Origin of the sequence: Algoriphagus zhangzhouensis (assembly GCF_900148515.1) — a bacterium.
Taxonomy (GTDB): Bacteria; Bacteroidota; Bacteroidia; order Cytophagales; family Cyclobacteriaceae; genus Algoriphagus; species Algoriphagus zhangzhouensis.
Genome location: NZ_FRXN01000002.1, coordinates 598594 through 621210 on the forward strand (window position 1 = coordinate 598594; position 22617 = coordinate 621210).

A 22617-nucleotide genomic window follows, 5' to 3' on the forward strand; every position below is an offset into this window, starting at 1 on the left:
AAATGTTAAAGGAAGTTTTAGATCTAATTTCTGAAAATCCATATTTTATTGGAGTCCATATCCTAGCAATAACTGGTACAATTGCTTTCTTGTTTTTATCAAAAGAAAAGAAAAAAGAGCCCGAGTATTATTGGGCTTTTATTATTCTTTTGATTTCTTCAGTATATGAATTGATATCGTCAATTTCCTTGGTTAATAGAGATTTAAATGAATCAATCCATACTTTTATTTCAGACACACCTTATAAAGGTTATAATATTTGGGTCTATAATATTTTATATTATCAGGTATCAATGGTTCTTTTAATCCTCTGGATTAATTTTTTCATAGTAAACAAAAAACTCATTCGAATTAATATCTATCTCACTCTGGCTTACATCGGCGCTGCATTACTATTGGAATTAACCAAAATCCAAGAAATAACTGAGTTCCAACCAGTCATTTACTTTATGGGATATGTTCTTAGCATTATAGCCAGTGGACTTTTCTTCATGGATTTGATCAGCTCTGATAAAAACATTGACATCAATCCACTTAGATTTATCCCCTTTTGGTTTATCACTTTTAACTTATTCCAAAATGTTTTATCAATATTGGCAGATATTGCCTTAGATTACCTAGCGTTTAACAATCTCCAATTGTATTATTTCTTTAATTACATTTCGCAATTCCTATACATTCTAATGCTAATTTCAATTGTTGTAATATTTATTAATAAGGGTCTATTTATTGAAAAAAAAGTGAAAACAGCCTAGAGTAAAATGCTAAATAAAGTATTGGACAGGATTCTATCTCACCCCTATTTATTTGGGATTTTTTCTCTTGCCCTTATAGGAATCATTGCGTTTTTTTTTTACCTGTACAAAAGAAAAAACAACCAGAATTTTATTTGGCCTTCCTTTTCCTTTTGATTGTTTCATTTTATGAATTGATGGCGATCTATTTAGTTGAAAGTCAAGAATTAAACAAAAAAATCCACGAACTGATTTCGGATTCAGACTTTATGGGATATAATATTTGGGTCTTTAATATTTTCAATTACCAATTGTCGAAAATTCCTTTGATCCTATGGATCAATCGGTTCATTAATAATGTTAATTATCGAAAGATCAATCTTTCTCTTTTAGGAATTTTTATTTTCGCAGCACAAGTTTTAACCCTAACCAAAATTCAAGAAATCTCAGGATTTCAACCCCTGAATTATTTAATGAGTTATATCCTTGGAATTGTTGCATGTGGACTTTTTTTCGTAGACTTAATTAGTTCTGAAAAGTCCCTAGAAATTCACCCCCTAAGATTTATTCCATTTTGGTTCATAACCCTAACTTTATTCCAGCAAGTCATTGTATTCCTAGCCGAAATGTCCAATGATTACTTGGCCTTTAACGAAATCACTTTATACTACTTTTTCAATTATATCTCTATGACGCTCTATGTACTAATGTTGACTGCTATTGTTGTGCTGATTATTAATCAAGGTTTATTTATTGAAAAGAAAGCAAAAACAGCCTAATGGAAGAAGAAAGTCAGATTGTTTTTATCTTATTTGCCGGAGCCTTCTTGGCCGCCTTAATGGCAACTTTTGTTGTCGCCATGGTGATTTTGCATAGGCAAAGACAGGTGCAGAACAAGCAAAAAATGGAACAACTCCAGCTAGAACATGAGCGGACTTTGCTGAATATAGAAAATGAAATCCAGCAGGAAACCATGAGTCATATCGGGCGTGAATTGCATGATAACATCGGTCAGCTCCTTTCATTATCCAAACTGTATCTGGGTTCCTCCAAACCTGAAAAACAGGCAGAGGGTCGGGAACTCATTACCAAAGTAATTTCTGAAGTAAGGGGGCTTTCCAAAACCTTAAATCTAGATTGGGTGGAAAGCATTTCTATCCGCGAATTTGCAAAACAGCAATTAGATAGAATTCAAGCCACTGGTTTTTGCCAAACTGAACTTGATCAAGAAGGAGATCCTTGGGAATTAGAGAAAAATCAAAAACTGGTTTTTATCAGAGTGATTCAAGAGTGTCTGAACAATGCCATCAAGCATGCCTCTCCCAATCATGTTTCAATCCAAATCATCAAAAATGAATCGGGAAGAAAGATTATCATCAAAGATGATGGAAAGGGATTCGACACCACCATTCCTTCCAAGGGTAGCGGTATGACAAACCTCAAGAAACGGATGGAAACCATTGGTGGAGAATTTTTAATCCATTCTTCACTCGGAAATGGCACAGAGATCAAACTACTTTTGCCAAATTGATATTATAAACCTAATTTAGGTTTCACCCTTATTTATTATGATTCGGATAGCTATAGCCGATGACCATACTTTATTTGCCAAAGGCATTGAGGGATTATTGGAAGAACATGAGGACCTTTTGGTCATGGGGCTTTTTCCAAATGGTCAGGAATTGGTTGAATTTTTAGAGTCCAATACTGCAGATGTGGTGTTGACAGATCTCAATATGCCTATTTTAGATGGTTTCGGAGTGCTTTCTACTTTGAAACAACAAGAAGTTTGCCCCAAAATAGTGGTGCTTTCTATGTATGACGAGGAAAAAATCTACAAAGAATGCCTAGATAAAGGTGCCGACGGATTTATCCTCAAAGATGCAGATCCCGATGAATTGGTTTTCACCATCCGAGAAGTGCACGAAGGACGTCACGTTCTCAATTTTGACCGAGTTATAGAGCAGGCCAGACCCAATGCATTCTTTGATTCCTTTAGAGACAAATACCGTCTTTCTCGCAGGGAAGTGCAAATTGTTTCCTTGGTAAAAGAGGGCCATACAAATAAAGAAATCGCAGGTCAATTAGGTCTAAGCCCTAGCACGATTGAAACACACAGAAAAAATATCCATCAAAAACTAGGTGTAAATTCTCGAATTGAATTAGTGAAAAAAGCCTACGAAATGAATTTGTAATGAGCCTATTTTCTCCCATCAGAACTGGTATTGTAGGATTTGGTACAGTTGCCGAAAAAGTCCATGCTCCATTAATTGATGTTTGTCCAGACTTGGTTCTTTCGGCAGTAGTTGAAAGAAAAAGCAACAAATGCGAGCAAATCTATCCAGATGTGACCACCTATAGAAGTTTGGAAGAGCTTTTGGAACAAGATGGAGCAGATTTGATTGTCATCACAACGCCTAATGAATATCATTTTCCTTATGCCAAACTTGCTTTGGAAGCTGGAAAGCATGTAGTCGTGGACAAACCAGTGACGATTTTTTCTCATGAAGCTGAGGAATTAAAAACCCTTGCCGAGGAGAAGGGAAAAATCATTACTGTCTTCCAAAATCGAAGATTTGATGGAGACTTCCTGACTATTCAGGAATTAATCAAAAGTGAAACTTTAGGAAGAGTCGTCTATCTGGAATCTCATTTTGATAGATTCAGGCCTGAAGTCTCAGATAACTGGAGAGAAAAAGAAGTTCCCGGAAATGGGATTACTTATGATCTAGGCACTCACTTAATAGATCAAGCTATTGTTGCTTTTGGTTTACCGGAAAGCTTGCAAGCTGATATTCGAAAAGAGCGGGAACATGCTATTGCTGACGATCATTTTGACATCACCTTATTTTACTCAGATAAAAAAGTTAGGGTTACCGCTGGAGTATTAGTCGCTGCACCCACGCCAAAGTTTTTGCTATTAGGTGAAAAAGGTTCTTATCTCAAGTATGGTTTGGACGTCCAAGAAGCCGCATTAAAATCCGGTCAGAGACCGGAAGGAGCAGAATGGGGCCATGAATCTGAGGAAAAGTGGGGCAAACTGTACTTGGAGAATGAGGAAAAATCTCTGCACACCGTCCCCGGAGATTATCGGATTTTTTATCAAAACGTAGCTGACGCTCTGCTAAAGCAAAAATCTCTAAAAGTGGAATTATCGCAGGCTATCAGCGTTTTGAGGCTGATTGAGGCATCATTCCACAGTTCTAAAACAGGAAATAGAATCTCAAGGACCCAAGGAAATTGGTAATCGGAATTGAATTTGAATTAAGAGGGCAATTCAAATTCAATTCTTATGAAAAAGACATTAACCATTTTCTTCTTTTTATTCGGTCTAATCGCAACCGCAAAAGCTCAGGTAAGTGCTGGGGTTGATATTTTCTCCTCAGATACCTTTGTGACAATCGGAACCAATCCTGACAATGACCTTTTTGGTGAAGGTAGAATCAGTACTGGAGGTGATATCGGTATTGAGTTGATGGGGGGATACAACCTGATCAAAAAGCAAGATGTAAACTTTTACCTAGGTCTTGGCTTGGGAGTCAACGATGATAGAAGAGGAAATGACTTCTACATCGGGGTACCATTTGGGCTTTTGGTAAAACCCTTTGGAGGTGCACCAAACCTTGGACTTGTGTTAGAAGCTGCTCCGATCATTCCAGATGAAACTGACTCCTATTTTAGAGCCGGATTTGGTTTCAAGTATACTTTCAGGTAAGTAATTCAGAAGGGTAATTTCCCTAAATCGACATTACCGCCGGAGAGAATGATTGCTACTTTCTTTCCGGCAAATTTTTCTTTATTGGCCAACAAAGCCGCCAGAGGGACCGCAGAGGAGGGTTCAATCACGATTTTCATTCTTTCATACACCAACCTCATGGCTTCTATAATTTCTGATTCGCTAGCTAAAAGGATCTCCTCCACTAAATCGGAAATCAATTCAAAATTCAATTTGCCCAAGGAAGTCAAAAGCCCATCAGCAATGGTTTTTGGGCCTGTCTGAGGGATTAATTTACCAGCTTGGAAAGATTGAAAGGCATCATCAGCACCCTCGGGCTCTCCTGCGATCACTTTAATCTCAGGCTTCATCAAATGAACCAGCAAAGCCGTACCTCCCAATAAACCTCCACCACCAACTGGTGCCATCAGGATATCCAAATCTGGTTTTTCTTCCAAAATTTCCAATGCACATGTTGCCTGTCCTTCAATCACATCCATGAAATCATAGGGAGGTATAAAAGTGGCACCTGTCTCCTCCACCACTTTTTCCAAAGTCGTTTCTCTTGCTTGAAGGTTGGGTTCGCATTCGATGATGATCCCACCATACCCTTTTACAGCTTTTTTCTTGATCTCTGGGGCATTGGAAGGCATCACGATATAGGCTGGAATTCCAGCAACTTTTGCTGCTCTTGCCAAAGCAGCGGCGTGATTTCCACTGCTATGAGTTGCTACTCCAAGACTTCGTTCCTCTTCAGAAAGTTTCAAAACAGCATTTGCCGCACCTCTTGCCTTAAATGCACCTACCTTTTGGAAATTTTCGCATTTAAAGAAAATCTCACAACCGGCAATTTCATTGATGGCCGAAGATGACAATATTGGGGTGTGATGAACAAAAGGCTTGATTCTTTCTGCAGCTGACTTGATAGCCTCTAGACTTGGAAATTGAGTCGATTCCATGGGATTGATTTGTGACTAGGACTCAAATTAAAGGATAGATTTTGATTTCTTCCCATTCAATTTTTTGAAGCCGATAAATTCTTCTTTCTTCGGATATGAATTGGAATTCCTTTGATTTCTTCCCTCTCATGGGAGAAAAGCTAAACTCTCAAAATACGATGTCTCTTGATTTTTCACCCTCCAACACCTCCTTGGATGAAGTGGAAATTACTGATACTTCCACTTTCAACCTGTTTGTATTTGATCAGCTGAAAACAAGCGAGAAAAAGTATGGAATAGGTGGATATTTGGAGCATCGAGCGATTTACAGAAGGTCCCAAGTCTTTGCGACAGCAGAATCCGATTTTAGAGATATTCATTTGGGAATTGACATTTGGTGTGAAGCCGGAAGTCCTATTTACTCTCCCTTTGATGCGGTGATTCACAGTTTTCAGGATAATGCCAGTTTTGGAAACTATGGCCCCACCATCATCCTGGAGCATGATCTGGATGGAAAAAAACTTTACTCTCTCTATGGTCATTTAACTAGAACAGATCTTGACTCAATCCAAGTAGGTCAAAAACTGGAAAAAGGAGAGAAATTCTGCCATGTAGGCCCTTTTCCTGAAAATGGAGATTGGCCTCCCCATCTTCATTATCAATTGATGTGGGACATGCTTGGGAATTCTGGTGATTTTCCTGGAGTAGCTTCCAGAAAGGATTTGAATAAATTCTCTGAAATCTGTCCGGATCCCAATTGGATCATAGGCTTTGATTTGCCTGAGTAATCAATCTTAAGCCATTCAATGTTAGGTTCCGATCAATCAGATCGAATTCCTTCTCCAAAGGAGTCAAAATTTCAGACAACCCTCCAGTGGCGATTACCTTGTATTCCTGCTTTGTTTCTTCTTTGATTCGCTTGACCATTCCTTGGACCAAACCTGTATATCCATACAGAATCCCTGCTTGGATCGCATGAATGGTATCCTTCCCAATCGCAGATTCTGGAAGTTTTAATTCCACTTCTGGCAATTTAGAAGTATTGGTAAATAAGGATTTGATGGCCGTTCTTAAGCCCGGAACAATAGAAACACCTTGAACCTCTCCTTGGTCATTGACTACGGTAAATGTCAAAGCTGTTCCAAAATCCACAACGATCGCTGCTTGTTTAAATTTATCCCACGCAGCCACAACATTGCACATGAGATCTGTTCCCATTTCTTGTGGCCTTTGAGTTTTCACTTCCAAAGCATTATATGCTGTTGGAGAAATGAGGAAAGGCTCAATTCCAAAATAGTTTTTACAGAAATCTACGATCAGCCCATTGACTTCAGGAACTACCGAGCTAAATCCAATTTCGCGTATATCGGCAGCGCTCAAACCATGCTCCAAAAAGTATACAGGGACCTTTTTTGCCAATTGAGAAATCAATTTGGGAGTCTTAGTCTCTAATCTAAATTGGTTGGTCCAAGTCTGGGATTCTTGATTGTACAAGGCAAAAACTACATTGGAGTTACCGGCATCTATCGCTAAAAACATTCTTTTTTCATTTTTGACTAATTTAGGATTTCAAGAAAGGAAAATCCAAAAACACGAATCAAATATGTATTCACTTAGAGAAGGAAAAATCGAGGATTTGCCTCGCGTATTAGAATTAGTTAAGGAGCTGGCACTTTACGAAAAAGCTCCTGAACAAGTCACCAATACCATAGAAATGATGGAAAAGGACGGCTTTGGTCCCAATCCGGTTTATGGACTTTTTGTATGTGAAAAGGAGGAAACAAATGAGATCATTGGAATCGCCATCTATTACTACAGATACAGTACCTGGAAAGGAAGAAGAATGTATCTGGAGGATATTGTCGTGACAGAATCGGAAAGAGGAAATGGTGCAGGAAAATTGTTGTTTGACAGAGTGATGACCAAATCTCTGGAAGAAGGGTGTACCGGCATGATGTGGCAGGTTTTGGATTGGAATGAACCCGCAATCAACTTTTACAAAAAATACGGAGCTTACCTTGAAGCAGGTTGGCTAAATGCCCACTTACAAGACTTTGAGATCAAGCAATATTTTGATTAAAAAAAGAAGCCCGACCATTTGGCCGGGCTTACTTATTATGACTTCACACTATAGTTAGGAGCTTCTCTAGTAACACTCACATCGTGAGGGTGAGATTCTTTCACTCCAGCAGCAGTGATTTTTACAAATTTTCCATTCCTCTGAAGATCTTCAATAGTTTTGGTACCACAATAGCCCATACCTGCTTGAAGCCCCCCAACCAATTGGTACAATACTTCAGCAACTTGGCCTTTGTAAGGAACTCTACCAACGATTCCTTCAGGAACCAATTTTTTGATATTATCCTCAGCATCTTGGAAGTATCTGTCTTTTGAGCCTGATTCCATGGCTTCCAATGAACCCATACCTCTATAAGTCTTGAATTTTCTTCCTTCGAAAATGATCATTTCTCCAGGAGCTTCTTCAGTTCCTCCCAAAAGAGAACCAATCATGATTGAGCTACCACCAGCTGCAATGGCTTTTACCAAATCACCTGAATATCGGATACCGCCGTCAGCGATCACAGGAACGCCTCTATCTTTCAATGCCTCGGCACATTCAAATACAGCAGAAAGCTGAGGAACCCCAACACCTGCGATAATTCTTGTAGTACAGATAGAACCTGGTCCAACACCCACTTTCACAGCATCCGCACCTGCATCTGCCAAAGCGATAGCTGCCTCTGGAGTTGCAATATTTCCAACAATGACTTCCAGATCAGGGAAAGCATCTTTGATTTTTCTACAAGTATCGATTACACCTTTAGAGTGTCCGTGTGCCGTATCGATGGAAACAACGTCAACACCTGCATTTTTCAATGCTTCCACACGTTCTACGATATCTGCGGTCACACCCACTGCAGCTCCTACTCTCAATCTTCCGTATTCGTCCTTACATGCATTTGGCTTATCCTTTCTCTTTAGGATATCCTTGTAAGTGATCAAACCTGTTAGTTTATTCTCCTCGTCGACGATTGGAAGCTTTTCGATTTTGTATTCTTGAAGGATTTCTTCAGCTTCTTCCAATGATACTCCAGCCTTAGCAGTCACCAAGTTGTCGATAGTCATAATCTCCTTGATAGGACGATTAGCGTCTTTGATAAAACGAAGATCACGGTTTGTGATGATTCCTTTCAAAACACGGTTTTCATCCACTACTGGAATACCTCCAATGTGGTACTCCTTCATGATGCTTTCCGCATCTCTTACTTTGGCATTGATATCCAAGGTAATCGGGTCCAAGATCATCCCAGCCTGAGAACGCTTTACTTTTCTCACTTGAGCAGCTTGCTTCTCAATTGACATGTTTTTGTGGATGAAGCCCAAACCACCTTCTAATGCAATAGCAATAGCAAGTTCAGCCTCAGTCACCGTATCCATGGCAGCGGAAACAAGAGGAATGTTCAATCTGATTTTTTTGGTAAGCTGGGTGGAAGTGTTTGTCTCGCGTGGAAGAACTTCAGAATACCCAGGAACAAGAAGCACGTCGTCGTAGGTAAGTGCTTCGTAGAGGAATTTATCGGAGTTTCGATTCATAGCAAATATCGGTTGTAGGTAACCCTATTTGCCCGTCAAAGATACAAACAATTATCAATGTGATGCTAAGCCAAAAGAAAAAATCTTCCGTATCAGAAGATTTTTTCATCAATTTTAGAATTTCCTTCTTTTAACAAGCATTTTCTAATGCTCTCTCATTCCGACTGAAAGTCCAAGAATGAATTAAATTCTTTAAAATTATTCAGGAAGCTGAATCGAATAAGTCTTCCCTCTTCTGACATTCAGATTCTTATCTCTGAGCCAAGGATTATAAATTTTCAGTTCCTTGTAAGATGAACCCTGATCTTTTGCCCACTGAGCCAAGCTTTTGATATCCTGATCTACAGTGACCTCTTTCAACGCTGGTTCTTTGTAATAATCCTCAGGTCTAAGTCCAAATCCATATTTTTTCGGGTTTTCGAAAATAACTTTAAACGCTAAGATGCGAAACATATAACGACTCGTCTCATCATTGAGTAGAAGGTCATAATAGTTTTCTTGTAATTGCTCATTTTGTCTTCTGTTGAATCCTGTCTGACCCATATTATAGCTAGCAGCAACCGCAGTCCAGCTTCCGAACTTTTGATGGGACTGATTCAGGTATTTGGTAGCGGCCACTGTGGATTTTTGCCAATTATATCTTTCATCCACATCTTTAGAAACCTCCAAACCAAATTCCTTCGCGGTAGGTGCCATAAACTGCCAGAATCCTTTCGCTCCAGCTGGAGATGAAACATTCATCAATGCTGATTCCGCAATCGCCAGATATTTGAAATCATCTGGAACACCATTGGCTTTCAATATCTCACTGATTTCTTCCAAATATTTTCCAGAGCGCTTCATCAGTAAAACCATATTGGATTGCCAATAGGCATTCACATAGATCTCTCGCTCTAGTCTTTCATATACATCCTGGATTTCCAGTGGGACCTTTTCACCCGCAAATTCCAAAGAGGAAGGAATTTCAAAAATCCTCACAGAATCTGGAGGAAGAGTCGGAAGTCCCATCGCTCCCAATACAGGAGGCTCAACTTCAGGTTCTTTGGGAGTAGTTTTTTGCCACATTACTCCGACTAAAACTAGACAGATTAATACTAAGCCATATAAAATGTACGCGTGATTTTTTTGCATTAGAAATTAGGGCTAAGCAAGTACTTGCTATAGAAATCGTCAATCACCTGAACTGCCTCAGTCGCATCTTCGACGACAGAGAAAAGATCAAGATCTTCTTCATTAATGTATTTATGTTCCAAAAGGGTTTTCTTAATCCAATCCACCAGACCTTCCCAATAGCTCTTACCAACAAGCACGATTGGGAATCTTCCGATTTTGTTGGTTTGGATCAAAGTAAGCGCCTCAAAAAACTCATCCATCGTGCCAAAACCACCTGGAAGGACAACAAATCCTTGAGAATAGCGGATAAACATTACTTTCCTCACAAAGAAATAATCGAAGGTTATCAGCTTATCTCTATCGATATAGATGTTATTAAACTGCTCAAATGGCAATTCTATATTCAACCCCACAGATTTACCACCTTCTGAGTGTGCTCCTTTGTTTCCAGCTTCCATTATACCAGGACCACCTCCGGTAATCACTCCATATCCATGTCGGACTAATTTAGCAGCGATTTCTTCTGCCATTTTGTAATGGTTGTGATCCCTTGGTGTTCTAGCAGATCCAAAAATGGATACACATGGTCCAATTTTGGCCAACTTTTCAAAGCCATCTACAAACTCGGCCATTACTTTAAAAATCGCCCAAGAATCAGCACTTTTTATTTCACTCCAATCTTTCTCTTTAAAGGCCCTCCTAATTCGATCCTCTTGTTCTTTTGATTCTAGGTTACTCATGGTTTATTTACTTTTACTTAAAGAAAACGATCTTCATAGAGAATCGTCGACTTATTTAAAAACTATTGAATTATTCAATTTTTAATCACTTGAAAATCAAGTTAAAAAAATCTTGACGAGAAAGAATCAAATTGGTCTTTCCCTCGCTAATTTTGTTGCGCTTTTAAAAAATATTTGAATCTAAAAGATAAATCTCAAGCAGTCTTGGCCTTGTATCAGGAGCTTGGGGCGGAGGCAAAATCATTTGCTTCTGAGGGCAAATTAGGCTGTTATTCTGGATGCGGGCTATGTTGCGCCAATCCAAAAATCCCCGCGTCTCCACTAGAATTTTTACCATTGGCATTTGAGCTCTATGAAAAAGGGGCAGCAGATGCAACTTTAAGGATTATAGAGGAAAATCCATCAGCAAATTGTGTGCTTTTCAGAGCCCAAGACCCACAGGGAAACCAGGGTTTTTGCAGCAATTATAAAAATCGAGGATTAATCTGTAGACTATTCGGGTCAGCAGCAAGACGAAACAAAGTTGGCCAAAAGGAGTTGATCATTTGTAAAAAGCTCAAAGAAGGAAAGCCTGAGGAGTTTCTAGAAACAACTCAAAAAATCAATCAAGACCTAGAGGTTCCGATGGCCATGGCATATTACACTCAGCTTCGAGATATCGATGAAAATCTTGCCGAAGAATTCCCCATCAATGAAGCCATCCGCCGTTCTATTGAACTAGTTTTGCGTTTTAAGTATTATGAGGAAGAAGAAAAGGCAACTGAATTCTAATTTTTTTGCTCATAGCAATTAAATTATATTAGAGTTGTCAAAAGAATGCTTCATTTTTATTCTATAGTATGCTAAAGGTTACTGAAATAGTGCAGACTGTAAAAAGTCTGGTAGAAACCCGAATCAACATTGTCAAACAGGAGGTTCAAGATGAATTCTTAGGAATCGTCTCTCGCACCATCCTATTGATAGTGATTGGCGGATTGACATTACTTGTATTGTTATTTTTCAGTCTTTCATTGGCTTTCTATCTCAGCACCCATTTTGAATCTCCTTTCTTGGGCTTCCTAATCGTTGGGCTATTGTATTTGGTACTATTATTAGCTCTTTATATGGGAAGATATTCCATTGGAATTCAGGAAAAGGTTCAAGGAGGGCTCAAGGATTTTATTTTTAGCAAGATCAAAAAAAGAGAAGAAAAAGAAGATGAGTAAGGAATTGGAAAATCAGGCAGAAGAGTTAGAGCAAACCCTTCAAAAACAATTGGATCTCCTGAAGAAAGATTCTGAAGATTGGGTAAAAGTCGGAGGTGCAGTAGTAGCCGGTGGACTTTTGGCTTATGCAATTGTCAAGTTGGCAAAAGGGAAAAAAACCAAAAAGAACCTGAAAGCTCTTGAGGTACTTGAAAGAGAAGGTCTCCTTACAGAGGAGCTTGAAAAGAAGATTACTCAACCCAAAAAATCTACTTTTTGGCCAAGTTTGAGTCAGCGTCTTTTGATTTTGGGACTTGCCTTGGCAAAGGAAAAATACTTCAAAGACTTATTCACCAGCCCTGAATCTGATGAAGAGCAAAAAGAAAGTCATCGCTAAAACATTAAAAGCTCTTTCAAAACAAAATAAAAAGGGTATTGCATGGTTGATTGACCCTGACAAGTTTTCTCTAGCTGGTGGACTTAATTGGGACAGAATTCAAAACTCTAGCCTGGATTTTATTTTTGTTGGCGGAAGCCACTTTGACCAAGACAATTTTGAGGAGATAATTTCTCAAGTGAAAAAATTAGCCAAAGACATTCCTGTAGTACTTTTTCCTGGATCAAAGCTACAAGTCTCTTCCATAGCTGATGGTATTTTGTTTCTTAGTTTGATTTCGGGAAGAAATCCCGATTATTTGATCTCTCAACAAGTAAAAGCGGCAAAAAAGGTACATTCCTCTAATTTGGAAGTGCTTCCTACCGCCTATTTGCTAGTCAATGATGGTGAAATCAAAAGCGTTCACAGAGAATCCAATACCCTACCTATCCCTAATTCCAATGAAGAGCTGATTATCAGCACGGCTTTGGCAGGAAAATTATTAGGTATGGACTATTGCTTTTTGGATGCAGGAAGTGGAGCAAAAAACACTGTATCACCAAGCGTAATTTCCTCTGTTAAGAAACACCTCAATTCCCCACTGATTATTGGAGGTGGAATAGATTCTCTCCAAAAAATCAATCAGGCCTTTGAGTCTGGAGCTGATCTGGTGGTCATCGGAAATCAAATTGAAAAGGACCCCGATTTTCTATCAGAGGTCCTTTCATTTAAAGATTGGTATAATCAGAGTCTACACGTTAATTAGACTTTCTCTCCTTCTCATTTTACCTGCTGGTACTCCGTACATCATTTTGAATCTACGGCAGAAATAGGCAGTGTCTTTATATCCTACCTCTTTTCCAATGTCTCGAATAGATTTTTTAGTAGTCCTCAATAGATCTACAGCTGCCTCCATTCTCTGATATTCAATATAATCCTGAGGGTTGATACCTGTCAACATTTTGAAATATTGACCCACATAGTCTTCGGAAACGTTTGCAACCTTCGCAAGAACTTTATTGGAAAGATCGCCACCCAAATTTGTCTTGATAAATTTGAATAATTCGATCAATCGAGGATCCTTGAAATATGTCACATTGGTAGATAGCTCCTCTAGGAACAATCTATTTTTAAGGATATGTCTTAGTAATTCGATCACCAAAACCTCTGTCAGGGATCGTAAAACCCTTTCTTTACCCACGCTACTCTGCTCCAGCTCTTTCATGATATCCTCTATCAACATCCCAATTCGATCATTGAATCGGATGACAAAAGCAGGAATATCCAATGAGTTGAAGAAATTAACTACATCGAAAACCTTAGACTCAAAGCTGACTACAGAAACGCAATCTTCTTGTGCATTTCTAATATCCTTTATACTGACACTTTGCAGATACTTCTTCTTGTTCTCCTGATAATTATCCATGGAGATCTCAGCCTTTTTGGATCCACCTCCAAAAGTCAAAGATGTCTTTTTCTCACCAGGTAAGAAAAGTACTTCTCCTTCATTTAGAAGCTCTTGATCCTCTCCAAACTTCAGGCTTCCATGATGAAGTAGAATCAACATATTGTCAAATTCCTTATGATCGGAAATAGTCACTGGCTTTTCAACCAGGAAATTATTCCCTCTAAGAAATCTAACATTTACCGATTCTATGACCTTGTTGTAATATTCCATGAATTTTTTGAAGAAAAATTGTTTAACAAAAATATAATTTTTCCTATTATAAACCAGTATTTAATTACAGGATCAGTTAATTTCCATTAAAAAAGGTAATATTTTGTGCAATTAGACTAAAATAAACTAACTAATTCTTATTTAAGGACCCCTCTAGATATAACTATTCTTTGAATTTCTGATGTTCCCTCATAGATCTGGGTAATCTTAGCGTCTCTCATAAGTCGCTCCACATGGTATTCTTTCACGTATCCATAGCCTCCATGAACCTGAACTGCTTCAACTGTCACATTCATAGCAACTTCAGATGCATAAAGCTTAGCCATGGCAGAAGCATGGGCATAATCCTGTCCTTGATCCTTTAGCCAAGCTGCCTTATAAACCAGCATTCTAGCTGCCTCAATTTGGGTCGCCATGTCTGCCAATTTGAATTGAATAGCTTGATGCTGACTGATAGGTTTTCCAAAAGCCTTTCTTTCTTTCGAATATGCCAAAGCCAATTCATAAGCACCGGCAGCTATTCCCAAAGCCTGAGCAGCAATTCCAATCCTACCTCCATTCAAAGTCTCCATGGCATAGGTGAAACCGAAACCTTCATCTCCAATCCTATTTTCAGCTGGAACTTTGACATCAGTAAACATCAACGAATGAGTATCGCTTCCTCGTATACCTAGCTTGTCTTCTTTTTTACCGATCACAAAACCTTCCCAGCCTTTTTCTACAATAAAGCATGAGATTCCTTTATGACCTTTGCTTGCATCAGTTTGAGCAATAACCAAATAAACCGAAGCAGTGGATCCATTTGTAATCCAGTTTTTGGTTCCATTTAAGATGTAAAACTCTCCATCTCTTTTTGCTTCTGTACGCTGAGAAGTTGCATCAGACCCAGCTTCTGGTTCTGAAAGACAAAAAGCTCCAATCACCTCACCGCTTGCTAGTCTTTTAAGGTACTTCTCTTTTTGAGCTTCTGTCCCATATTTTTCAAGCCCCCAACAAACCAGTGAATTATTGACAGACATAGAAACTGATGCTGAGGCATCAATTTTGGATAATTCTTCCATCGCCAACACATAGGAAATAGTATCCATTCCTCCACCATTGTAGGCTGGATCTACCATCATTCCCATAAATCCCAGCTCTCCCATTTTTTGGACCTGTTCTTTTGGAAATTTGGCTTCAGAATCTCTTTCTATTACTCCTGGTAAAAGCTCCGTTTTAGCAAATTCTCTAGCTGCTTCTTGTACAGCCAGATGTTCTTCTGTCAATTGAAAATTCATTGGAAATAAATGGGTTTATTACTTTTTGGGAATTTAGGCTAAAAATAAAAAAGGGGCAAAAACTTGCCCCTTTCCGAATTTTATTTTGATTTGAATCAATCTCGATTTCCAAAGAAAACAAAAATGTAGTAAGCCAAAGTAGCTAATGATGCAAGGGCAGCAACTACATAGGTCATTGCTGCCCAAGTAAGAGCGTCTTTTGACATTGCATATTCAGAGGAAGTAACGATGTTTCTATTTTTCACCCAAGCCAATGCCCTATTAGAAGCATCAAATTCTACAGGTAAGGTCACCAAAGTAAACAAGGTCATAATTCCATATGCTCCTACTACTATGTACCCGATGAATTCATAAGGTAAGCCTAAAGCAAAACCACCAAATAAGGAGGCGATTAAGACGATGTTCAATATTTTTCCAGAAACATTCTGAAGTGGAACAAGTTTAGATCTCAGATTCAACCAAGCATATTGTGTAGCATGTTGAACTGCGTGACCACATTCGTGTGAAGCAACAGCAGCGGCTGCGGCATTCCTTCCATAATATACGTCTGGACTCAAATTGACCGTTTTATTGGCTGGATTGTAGTGGTCTGTCAATTGACCTTCTACAGATACTACCTGAACATCATGGATATTATTGTCAGCCAACATCAATTTGGCGATTTCGGCACCCGAAAGATTTGCTTCCAAGGCCGTCTGAGAGTATTTGCGGAATTTACTCTTCAGTTTGCTGCTGACTACCATGCCAGCGATAGCAAATACGACTACGATAAGTATTAATAGCATAATTATAAAGTTTGCAGGGATAAATACGAAGTTAGGCTTTGTTAGGTTTATTCCCAACCTGCTTTTGCATCATAACAAGCCAGCTCACAAAACCTCCTGCTAGCACCAAAATCACCTGCGTCCCATGAATGATAGCGGCAAAGATTTTCCCGTCTTGTTCTGATATCCCTAATTGTATCAAAATAAAGGCCACCAGTGCATGAAAGGTACCTATTCCGCCTTGAACAGGTGCAATCATGCCAATACTTCCCATTACCATCACCAAAAGGACCTCTCCAGGAGACAAATTGGCAGTACTCTGAAATCCCAAGGAAACAGTATACATGGTCAAAAAGTAAATCACCCAAATCACAATAGAGCTAATCCAAAACCCGGCAGGATTTTTCAACTTTGAGATGCCTTTGATTCCGCTGTACATTTCTCTTAAGAAATGTTGGATTTTTTGAATGAAACCATGATCTCTAAATCGTTGAAGAAGGAAATAAATCACTAAAACAAAAATCAACCCTCCGCCAATTAAAATTGGAAGATTTCGAAGCGCCAATTCGCCTAGGCTTTCCAGATTTACCAATTGATTAGCCAGACTTACAAACAGTTGGTTTTCCACCACAAATGCCAAAAAAATCGTAGCCATCATAAAGACTAGATCTATTGTCCTTTCTATGATGACTGTTCCCAACAAATGGCCAACAGATTGTCCATTGGTACGATTTAGTATGCCACATCGAGCAACTTCTCCAGCTCTTGGCACTAACAAATTTGCCAAATAACCTACCATCACAGCATGGTAAGCATCAGAGGTAGTCACTTTCCTACCCTCTGATTCGGTGATCAATAAAGTCCATCTCCATCCACGCAACCAATAGCCTCCTAATGCGATCAACATGGACAAACCAATCCAAGCCCAATTACTGGAAAGAACTTGGTTAACCAGGCTTTCAAATTCTATGTCTTTGTATAAAAACCAAAAAATCCAGACAGCGATCACTAATGAGATCGATATCTGGATAGCTTGTTTGATTCGAGGATTGATCATCAAATCAATTTATTGTGATCATCTGGAAAAATGACAACAGGTTTGAATTTTTTTGCTTCTTCGAATTCCATTCCTGCATAAGAAATGATAATTACAATGTCTCCAACGGAAGCTTTTCTAGCGGCAGGACCATTTAAGCAAATCTGTCCACTTCCTCTTTCTCCTTTGATTACATAGGTCTCCAAGCGCTCTCCGTTGTTCACATTGACGATTTGGACCTTTTCGTTTTCTATCAGATTAGCAGCATCCATCAAATCTTCATCGATGGTAATGGATCCTACATAGTGCAATTCCGCCTGGGTAATTTTCACCCGGTGGATTTTGGACTTCATGATTTGAATATGCATTGGCTTAGTTTTTCCGGCCGCGAAATTAAGAATTTATTGTAAGGTTATCTATTAATCTCACGTCTCCTATATACGCTGCAACACAAATAGAAGATTTCTTTGTGAGATCAAACTCTTTGAATACCTCAAACTTATCAGTTTCAACCAATTCAAAGTATTCCAATTCAGCACCTTCCAACTCTTCAAAATTTCGGGTAATTATTTGCTGGACATCTAACCAGTTTTGACCCTTTTCAAGTTCCTTCTTTGCAAAAACCAGCGAATCATGGAGAATAAGGGCCTTTTTCCTCTGTTCTGGATTTAGTCTTCTATTTCTGGAAGACATTGCTAGTCCATCTTCCTCGCGCCTAGTTGGTACCAGTCTTAGCTCCAAAGGAAAGGACAGATCATTTACCAACTTTCTAATAATTGCTACCTGCTGAAGATCCTTTTGACCAAAAAATGCAATATCTGGACTAATTGAATGAAATAGTTTTGAAACAATGACTCCAACTCCATTAAAATGTCCAGGTCTGAAAGCTCCTTCCAGAATTCTCTCCAAATCACCGAAATCAAATTGGAGTTTTGTAGGTGTAGGATACATCGTCTCCACTGATGGTACAAAAACGTAGTCGACACCTGCCTTTTCCAATAATTCGAGATCCGCATCCAGCGTATTGGGATACTTATCAAAATCCTCTTTATTGTTGAATTGAGTGGGATTTACGAAGATAGAAACTACAGCAACATCTGCATTTTTGATGCATTGATCCACCAAGTCAAGATGTCCTTGATGTAGGGCCCCCATAGTAGGGACTAATCCGATGGTTTTCGGGGCTTGAAGTAATTGGAGCCTGATTTCTTTCCATTCAGCTCCTGTGTGGAATACCTTCACTGGCTAGGGCAATACTTAGGGGAAATTGCCGCAAAAGTAGATTAATATTCAGAAAAACAATGCTTTCCGGCCTTTTTTTATTATCTTTGCGTCGTTGTTTATCACTTTACATTAAAAAACTATAGTATGTCTAAATTACGTATCCTCTACGTTGCCAGTGAAATCAACCCTTTTCTCCAAACTTCAGAAGTAGCCAATTTCTTACGAACCCTTCCTCAAGCCATGCAAGAGCGCGGTATGGAAATCCGTATTTTGGTACCTCGGTTTGGGCTCATCAACGAGCGCAAAAACCGTCTTCATGAAGTAGTGAGACTTTCAGGAATCAACATTGCCGTCGGCGAAGAAGAAAAGCCGTTGGTGATCAAAGTTGCTTCTATTCCAAATGCAAAGCTTCAAGTATACTTCATTGACAACGAGGATTACTTCCAGAGAAAGAGTGTTTTCCACGATAAGCAGCAAAAATTCTACGAAGACAATGACGAAAGAGCCATCTTCTTCTGCAAAGGAGTCATTGAAACCGTAAAAAAACTTGGCTGGGCTCCAGATATCGTTCATTGCAACGATTGGATGACTTCCTTGATTCCAATGTATCTAAAGACGACTTATAAGAATGAGCCGCTATTCAAGGATACAAAATCAGTATTTGCTATCTACAACAACGGATTTTCTCATACCTTTGGCGACGATTTGTTAAACAAGGTTAAGATGGTGGACATAGATGACACTATTTTAGCACCTTTGGAAAGCAAAGACTTCGAAGGCTTTATCCGTATGGGCATGGAATATGCCGATTTGATTGTAAAAGGCGGAGAAGTTTCAGATGAATTAAGCAAATTAATTGAAGATTTCTCAAAAGACAAGAAGTTTGAAATCAGTATTGAAGAAGAAGAACAAGCTCACGAAGAGCTTTACGGCATTTATACAAACCTCGCAGGCTAAGCTAGCCAGCTTGGCCCTCTTGTCCATCATTGTAAACAGTTCCTGTTCAGATCCATCTTCCGTAGGTCTCGAATTAGACCCAGGAAACAACCAAGTAGGTGTTTTCTTTGTCGATTTCGAACTTCCTGCGGAAGTTGTTTTATTGGACTCTTTCAACACTACCAATCAAGATATTTTGGTAGTTGGAAACGAAGAGGATTCCTATTTTGGAAAGACAATTAGCACTGGATATTCAAGAATGCATTTTAGCTCCACGGCCACTAAGCCGGAAAGCGATGCTATCCTTGATTCTGTCATGTTTGATTTAAGTTTTGTCAGCGTCAATGGGCAAAATTTGGATGAAGCAAAGACTTATACAATCCACCAACTTTCTGAGCAAATTCAGGATACAGTCTATTACAACTTTGACAAAATCCCTTTCGAGGAAACCCCTTTTGCTTCAACTGAAATTACTTTTGGTGAAGTGAAGGACACTGTCAATACCTTCCATGTTGAAGAGGAGTTTGGCTTAGATTTGTTTGACAAGTTGAAAAGAAGCAGTGTTTTTGATAATATTTTCACCTTTAGAGAATATTTCCCTGGGATCGCTGTTCAAGCTAAAGAAGGTGACAATACCACTGCAGGAATTGAAACAGGAGCTGACACCAAGCTTTCATTCTATTATCATTATGTAGGAGATACAGTTTCTACATCCTTTGCAATCACTACCTCTTCTTCCAGAAATTTCAATGGAATAGAAAGTGATCGATCCGGAACAGCAACTGAAGCAATACAAGATCTTAATACATCCTACGAAACAGGAAGCCTAGTAGGAATGAAAGCAGGGCTTGGATTGGCAATTAGATTAGATACATCTCCCTTAGATGTTTTCTTAGATACTCTTTCAGGTGTAGTATTCAAGCAGGCCAATCTTTTGATTGGAGAAATAGAGGATGTACCGGAAGGTCAAAATCCAACAGCTGCCTTTGTCGCATATTTTGTTGATGCAAATAATAAGATCATAAGAAGATCCAGTGACGGCGCTAGGCTAACTGTCCAAAGAGATGGCCAACCTCAAACAGAATTGGTGGATGAAGATGTTGAAGAACCTACCTATAGTGCGTACGCTACGGGAACCATCAATACTGACACGAATATCTATACCATGGGAATTACCTCCCATGTAAATGCTTTGTTTAGAAATGAACTGACGAGGAAAGACTGGATGTTGTATGGAGGTTATGTTTCTACTGTATCTGCAGATGAATTCAAAAGATCTCTTCGACAGTTTAAGGTTGGGACCAATAAAATAAAAGTTCAGGCAATCTATTCTAAGATTCAATAATTAGATTTTAAAAAAGAATACCGAATCCACTTTCAAATTTTAAGAAAGTGGATTCTTTTTTTTGGCACGAAAGGTGTTTCTTTGTGGAAGTTCAATTTCACCATAAGAATTTTTCAATATGTGCGGAATCGTAGCCTATGTTGGACAGCAAGAAGCTCTACCAATTATTATCAAAGGTCTTAAAAGATTAGAATATCGGGGATATGATAGTGCTGGAGTAGCATTATTGGATCAAAAAGGCCTTAGCATTTACAAAAAGAAAGGTAAAGTCACCGAACTTGAGAAGCATCTTTCTTCTCAAGGAGATGTCTTTTCAACAATTGGAATCGGACATACCAGATGGGCCACACACGGCGAACCCAATGATGTCAATGCCCATCCCCATTATTCATCTTCTGAAAAAATAGCAATGATCCACAATGGAATCATTGAAAACTATGAGGTACTCAAAAAAGATCTCATACATAAAGGATATACTTTCCAATCAGAAACGGATACAGAAGTCTTCATCAAGTTTATTGAAGACATTCAGCTTAATAATCAATGTTCATTAGAAGAAGCTCTGAGATTAGCACTTCATAAAGTTGTTGGAGCATATGCTATCGTTCTAATCAACAAAGAAGAACCAAACACATTAATTGCGGCAAGAAAAGGCTCCCCTCTGGTTATTGGAGTAGGAGATGAAGAATATTTCTTGGCCTCGGATGCTACCCCAATTATCGAATACACCAATAAAGTGGTCTATTTGGATGACTATGAAATAGCAGTCATTCGAAACAACAGACTTCAAGTCAAAACGATAGAAAATGTAGAAACCAATCCATATATCAATCAATTGGAAATGGAACTGGAGGCTATTGAAAAAGGAGGTTATGAGCACTTTATGCTCAAGGAAATCTACGAGCAGCCCAAATCCATCGCTGATTGTCTTAGAGGAAGATTGGACGCAAAATCAGGAAGATTAGTCTTAGGAGGCTTAAGGGATTACATGAACAAATTCCAAAATGCAGAACGCATCATCATCACAGCATGCGGAACATCATGGCATGCAGGATTAGTTGCAGAATATCTCTTTGAAGAATTTGCGAGGGTACCTGTTGAAGTAGAATACGCCTCTGAATTCAGATATAGAAACCCTGTTATCAACGAACGTGACTTTGTCATTGCTATATCTCAATCAGGAGAAACTGCCGATACATTGGCTGCCATAGAGCTGGCAAAATCTAAAGGAGCAACAATCTTCGGGGTTTGTAATGTAGTAGGCTCTTCCATTCCAAGAGCAACGCATGCTGGTTCATACACCCATGCTGGCCCTGAGATCGGAGTAGCTTCTACAAAAGCCTTTACAGCCCAAATATCTGTTTTAGCAATGATGGCCTTAAAATTAGGCTATCAAAGAGGAACACTCCCTGAAAGCAAATACATTCAGCTCTTGCATGAACTAGCAGCCATTCCAACTAAAGTTGAAACTGCTCTAAAGTCCAATGAACAAATCGAATATATCGCTTCTGAATACAAAGACGTAAGAAATGCACTTTACCTAGGCAGGGGTTACAACTTTCCTGTAGCTTTGGAAGGCGCTTTGAAGCTAAAAGAAATATCATATATCCATGCTGAAGGCTATCCAGCAGCGGAAATGAAACATGGACCAATCGCTTTAATTGATGAAGAAATGCCAGTGATATTCATTGCTACCCAAGACAGTTCTTATGAAAAAGTTGTTTCCAATATTCAGGAAGTAAAAGCACGAAAAGGAAAAGTAATAGCTGTAGTGACAGAGGGAGATACTCAGGTCAAGGAGATGGCAGACCATGTCATTGAAATCCCAGAAACTCATGAGGCATTTGCTCCTTTGGTAGCTGTTATTCCTTTACAATTACTCTCTTACCATATCGCAGTGATGAGAGGTTGCAACGTCGACCAGCCAAGGAATTTGGCCAAATCAGTAACTGTGGAATAAACC

26 protein-coding genes are annotated in these 22617 nt (G+C 39.0%); 15 read left to right on the plus strand and 11 right to left on the minus strand.

Going from position 1 to position 22617, the window contains the following annotated elements:
* The first annotated feature begins 2 nt into the window (after window positions 1-2).
* The 6 genes from BUF13_RS08495 to BUF13_RS08520 all read left to right on the plus strand — a co-directional run bounded on the left by BUF13_RS08495 (window position 3) and on the right by BUF13_RS08520 (window position 4449).
* Window positions 3-755, plus strand: a complete 753-nt coding sequence (locus tag BUF13_RS08495; RefSeq protein WP_073571342.1) for a hypothetical protein — start codon at window positions 3-5, stop codon at window positions 753-755.
* 452 nt (window positions 756-1207) lie between these two features.
* Complete coding sequence (locus BUF13_RS20510) at window positions 1208-1513, plus strand: hypothetical protein (protein WP_134204379.1); 306 nt, start codon at window positions 1208-1210, stop codon at window positions 1511-1513.
* A complete protein-coding gene (locus tag BUF13_RS08505) occupies window positions 1513-2265 on the plus strand; it encodes a sensor histidine kinase (RefSeq protein ID WP_073571344.1) in 753 nt (250 codons plus the stop codon). Before BUF13_RS20510 ends, BUF13_RS08505 begins: the two co-directional genes overlap by 1 nt.
* Window positions 2266-2302: 37 nt before the next feature.
* Window positions 2303-2929, plus strand: coding sequence for a response regulator transcription factor (locus BUF13_RS08510; protein WP_073571345.1), 627 nt, complete (start codon window positions 2303-2305; stop codon window positions 2927-2929).
* Entirely contained in the window at window positions 2929-3981 is a 1053-nt protein-coding gene (locus BUF13_RS08515; protein ID WP_073571346.1) for an oxidoreductase, read from the plus strand. The genes BUF13_RS08510 and BUF13_RS08515 overlap by 1 nt, the downstream gene beginning before the upstream one ends.
* A gap of 45 nt (window positions 3982-4026) precedes the next feature.
* Window positions 4027-4449 (plus strand): outer membrane insertion C- signal, encoded by a 423-nt coding sequence (locus BUF13_RS08520; RefSeq protein WP_073571347.1) that lies wholly within the window; start codon window positions 4027-4029, stop codon window positions 4447-4449.
* Window positions 4450-4454: 5 nt separating this feature from the next.
* On the opposite strand, the gene BUF13_RS08525 is transcribed toward BUF13_RS08520, so the two are convergent.
* A complete protein-coding gene (locus tag BUF13_RS08525) occupies window positions 4455-5408 on the minus strand; it encodes a pyridoxal-phosphate dependent enzyme (RefSeq protein WP_073571348.1) in 954 nt (317 codons plus the stop codon).
* Window positions 5409-5503: 95 nt separating this feature from the next.
* Between BUF13_RS08525 and BUF13_RS08530 the strand changes: the two genes are divergently transcribed.
* Window positions 5504-6175 carry a peptidoglycan DD-metalloendopeptidase family protein gene (locus BUF13_RS08530; protein ID WP_083586408.1) on the plus strand — a complete coding sequence of 224 codons (672 nt, stop codon included), beginning with the start codon at window positions 5504-5506 and terminating at the stop codon, window positions 6173-6175.
* Here the strand turns inward: BUF13_RS08530 and BUF13_RS08535 are convergent.
* Window positions 6150-6926 (minus strand): type III pantothenate kinase, encoded by a 777-nt coding sequence (locus BUF13_RS08535; protein WP_073571350.1) that lies wholly within the window; start codon window positions 6924-6926, stop codon window positions 6150-6152. The two genes, BUF13_RS08530 and BUF13_RS08535, sit on opposite strands and share 26 nt — an antisense overlap.
* Before the next feature lie 64 nt (window positions 6927-6990).
* On the opposite strand from BUF13_RS08535, the gene BUF13_RS08540 reads away from it, so the two are divergent.
* Window positions 6991-7467 carry a GNAT family N-acetyltransferase gene (locus BUF13_RS08540; RefSeq protein ID WP_073571351.1) on the plus strand — a complete coding sequence of 159 codons (477 nt, stop codon included), beginning with the start codon at window positions 6991-6993 and terminating at the stop codon, window positions 7465-7467.
* 35 nt (window positions 7468-7502) lie between these two features.
* Here BUF13_RS08540 and guaB read toward each other — a convergent pair whose 3' ends face one another.
* From guaB to BUF13_RS08555, 3 genes are all read right to left on the minus strand, one after another.
* Window positions 7503-8981 carry an IMP dehydrogenase gene (gene guaB / locus BUF13_RS08545; protein ID WP_073571352.1) on the minus strand — a complete coding sequence of 493 codons (1479 nt, stop codon included), beginning with the start codon at window positions 8979-8981 and terminating at the stop codon, window positions 7503-7505.
* Window positions 8982-9179: 198 nt separating this feature from the next.
* Window positions 9180-10112, minus strand: a complete 933-nt coding sequence (locus tag BUF13_RS08550; protein WP_073571353.1) for a lytic transglycosylase domain-containing protein — start codon at window positions 10110-10112, stop codon at window positions 9180-9182.
* Entirely contained in the window at window positions 10112-10834 is a 723-nt protein-coding gene (locus BUF13_RS08555) for an LOG family protein (protein WP_073571354.1), read from the minus strand. The genes BUF13_RS08550 and BUF13_RS08555 overlap by 1 nt, the downstream gene beginning before the upstream one ends.
* Before the next feature lie 174 nt (window positions 10835-11008).
* Here BUF13_RS08555 and BUF13_RS08560 point away from each other — a divergent pair, with 174 nt between their 5' ends.
* From BUF13_RS08560 to BUF13_RS08575, 4 genes are all read left to right on the plus strand, one after another.
* Window positions 11009-11605 (plus strand): YkgJ family cysteine cluster protein, encoded by a 597-nt coding sequence (locus BUF13_RS08560; RefSeq protein ID WP_073571355.1) that lies wholly within the window; start codon window positions 11009-11011, stop codon window positions 11603-11605.
* 68 nt (window positions 11606-11673) lie between these two features.
* A complete protein-coding gene (locus BUF13_RS08565; RefSeq protein WP_073571356.1) occupies window positions 11674-12039 on the plus strand; it encodes a phage holin family protein in 366 nt (121 codons plus the stop codon).
* Window positions 12032-12415: a hypothetical protein gene (locus BUF13_RS08570; protein WP_073571357.1), complete on the plus strand. Its 384-nt coding sequence runs from the start codon at window positions 12032-12034 to the stop codon at window positions 12413-12415. Before BUF13_RS08565 ends, BUF13_RS08570 begins: the two co-directional genes overlap by 8 nt.
* On the plus strand, window positions 12387-13160 hold the full coding sequence (locus tag BUF13_RS08575; protein WP_073571358.1) for a geranylgeranylglyceryl/heptaprenylglyceryl phosphate synthase: 774 nt from the start codon (window positions 12387-12389) through the stop codon (window positions 13158-13160). Before BUF13_RS08570 ends, BUF13_RS08575 begins: the two co-directional genes overlap by 29 nt.
* Here BUF13_RS08575 and BUF13_RS08580 read toward each other — a convergent pair.
* The 6 genes from BUF13_RS08580 to panC all read right to left on the minus strand — a co-directional run bounded on the left by BUF13_RS08580 (window position 13146) and on the right by panC (window position 18391).
* The gene (locus tag BUF13_RS08580; protein ID WP_073571359.1) at window positions 13146-14072 is read right to left on the minus strand and encodes a helix-turn-helix domain-containing protein; all 927 of its coding nucleotides are present in this window, start codon (window positions 14070-14072) and stop codon (window positions 13146-13148) included. The genes BUF13_RS08575 and BUF13_RS08580 overlap by 15 nt on opposite strands.
* A gap of 137 nt (window positions 14073-14209) precedes the next feature.
* Window positions 14210-15349, minus strand: a complete 1140-nt coding sequence (locus BUF13_RS08585; protein ID WP_073571360.1) for an acyl-CoA dehydrogenase — start codon at window positions 15347-15349, stop codon at window positions 14210-14212.
* A 95-nt stretch (window positions 15350-15444) separates the two neighbouring features.
* Window positions 15445-16134: a zinc metallopeptidase gene (locus BUF13_RS08590; protein ID WP_073571361.1), complete on the minus strand. Its 690-nt coding sequence runs from the start codon at window positions 16132-16134 to the stop codon at window positions 15445-15447.
* Between the two features lie 31 nt (window positions 16135-16165).
* Window positions 16166-17170 (minus strand): lysylphosphatidylglycerol synthase transmembrane domain-containing protein, encoded by a 1005-nt coding sequence (locus tag BUF13_RS08595; RefSeq protein WP_073571362.1) that lies wholly within the window; start codon window positions 17168-17170, stop codon window positions 16166-16168.
* Window positions 17170-17517, minus strand: coding sequence for an aspartate 1-decarboxylase (panD, locus tag BUF13_RS08600; protein WP_073571363.1), 348 nt, complete (start codon window positions 17515-17517; stop codon window positions 17170-17172). The genes BUF13_RS08595 and panD overlap by 1 nt, the downstream gene beginning before the upstream one ends.
* 25 nt (window positions 17518-17542) lie before the next feature.
* Window positions 17543-18391, minus strand: coding sequence for a pantoate--beta-alanine ligase (gene panC, locus BUF13_RS08605; RefSeq protein WP_073571364.1), 849 nt, complete (start codon window positions 18389-18391; stop codon window positions 17543-17545).
* Between the two features lie 126 nt (window positions 18392-18517).
* On the opposite strand from panC, the gene BUF13_RS08610 reads away from it, so the two are divergent.
* The 3 genes from BUF13_RS08610 to glmS all read left to right on the plus strand — a co-directional run bounded on the left by BUF13_RS08610 (window position 18518) and on the right by glmS (window position 22614).
* Complete coding sequence (locus tag BUF13_RS08610) at window positions 18518-19330, plus strand: glycogen/starch synthase (RefSeq protein ID WP_073571365.1); 813 nt, start codon at window positions 18518-18520, stop codon at window positions 19328-19330.
* A complete protein-coding gene (locus BUF13_RS08615; protein ID WP_166669821.1) occupies window positions 19269-20654 on the plus strand; it encodes a DUF4270 family protein in 1386 nt (461 codons plus the stop codon). The genes BUF13_RS08610 and BUF13_RS08615 overlap by 62 nt, the downstream gene beginning before the upstream one ends.
* 118 nt (window positions 20655-20772) lie before the next feature.
* Window positions 20773-22614: a glutamine--fructose-6-phosphate transaminase (isomerizing) gene (glmS, locus tag BUF13_RS08620; RefSeq protein WP_073571367.1), complete on the plus strand. Its 1842-nt coding sequence runs from the start codon at window positions 20773-20775 to the stop codon at window positions 22612-22614.
* The last annotated feature ends 3 nt before the right edge of the window (window positions 22615-22617 follow it).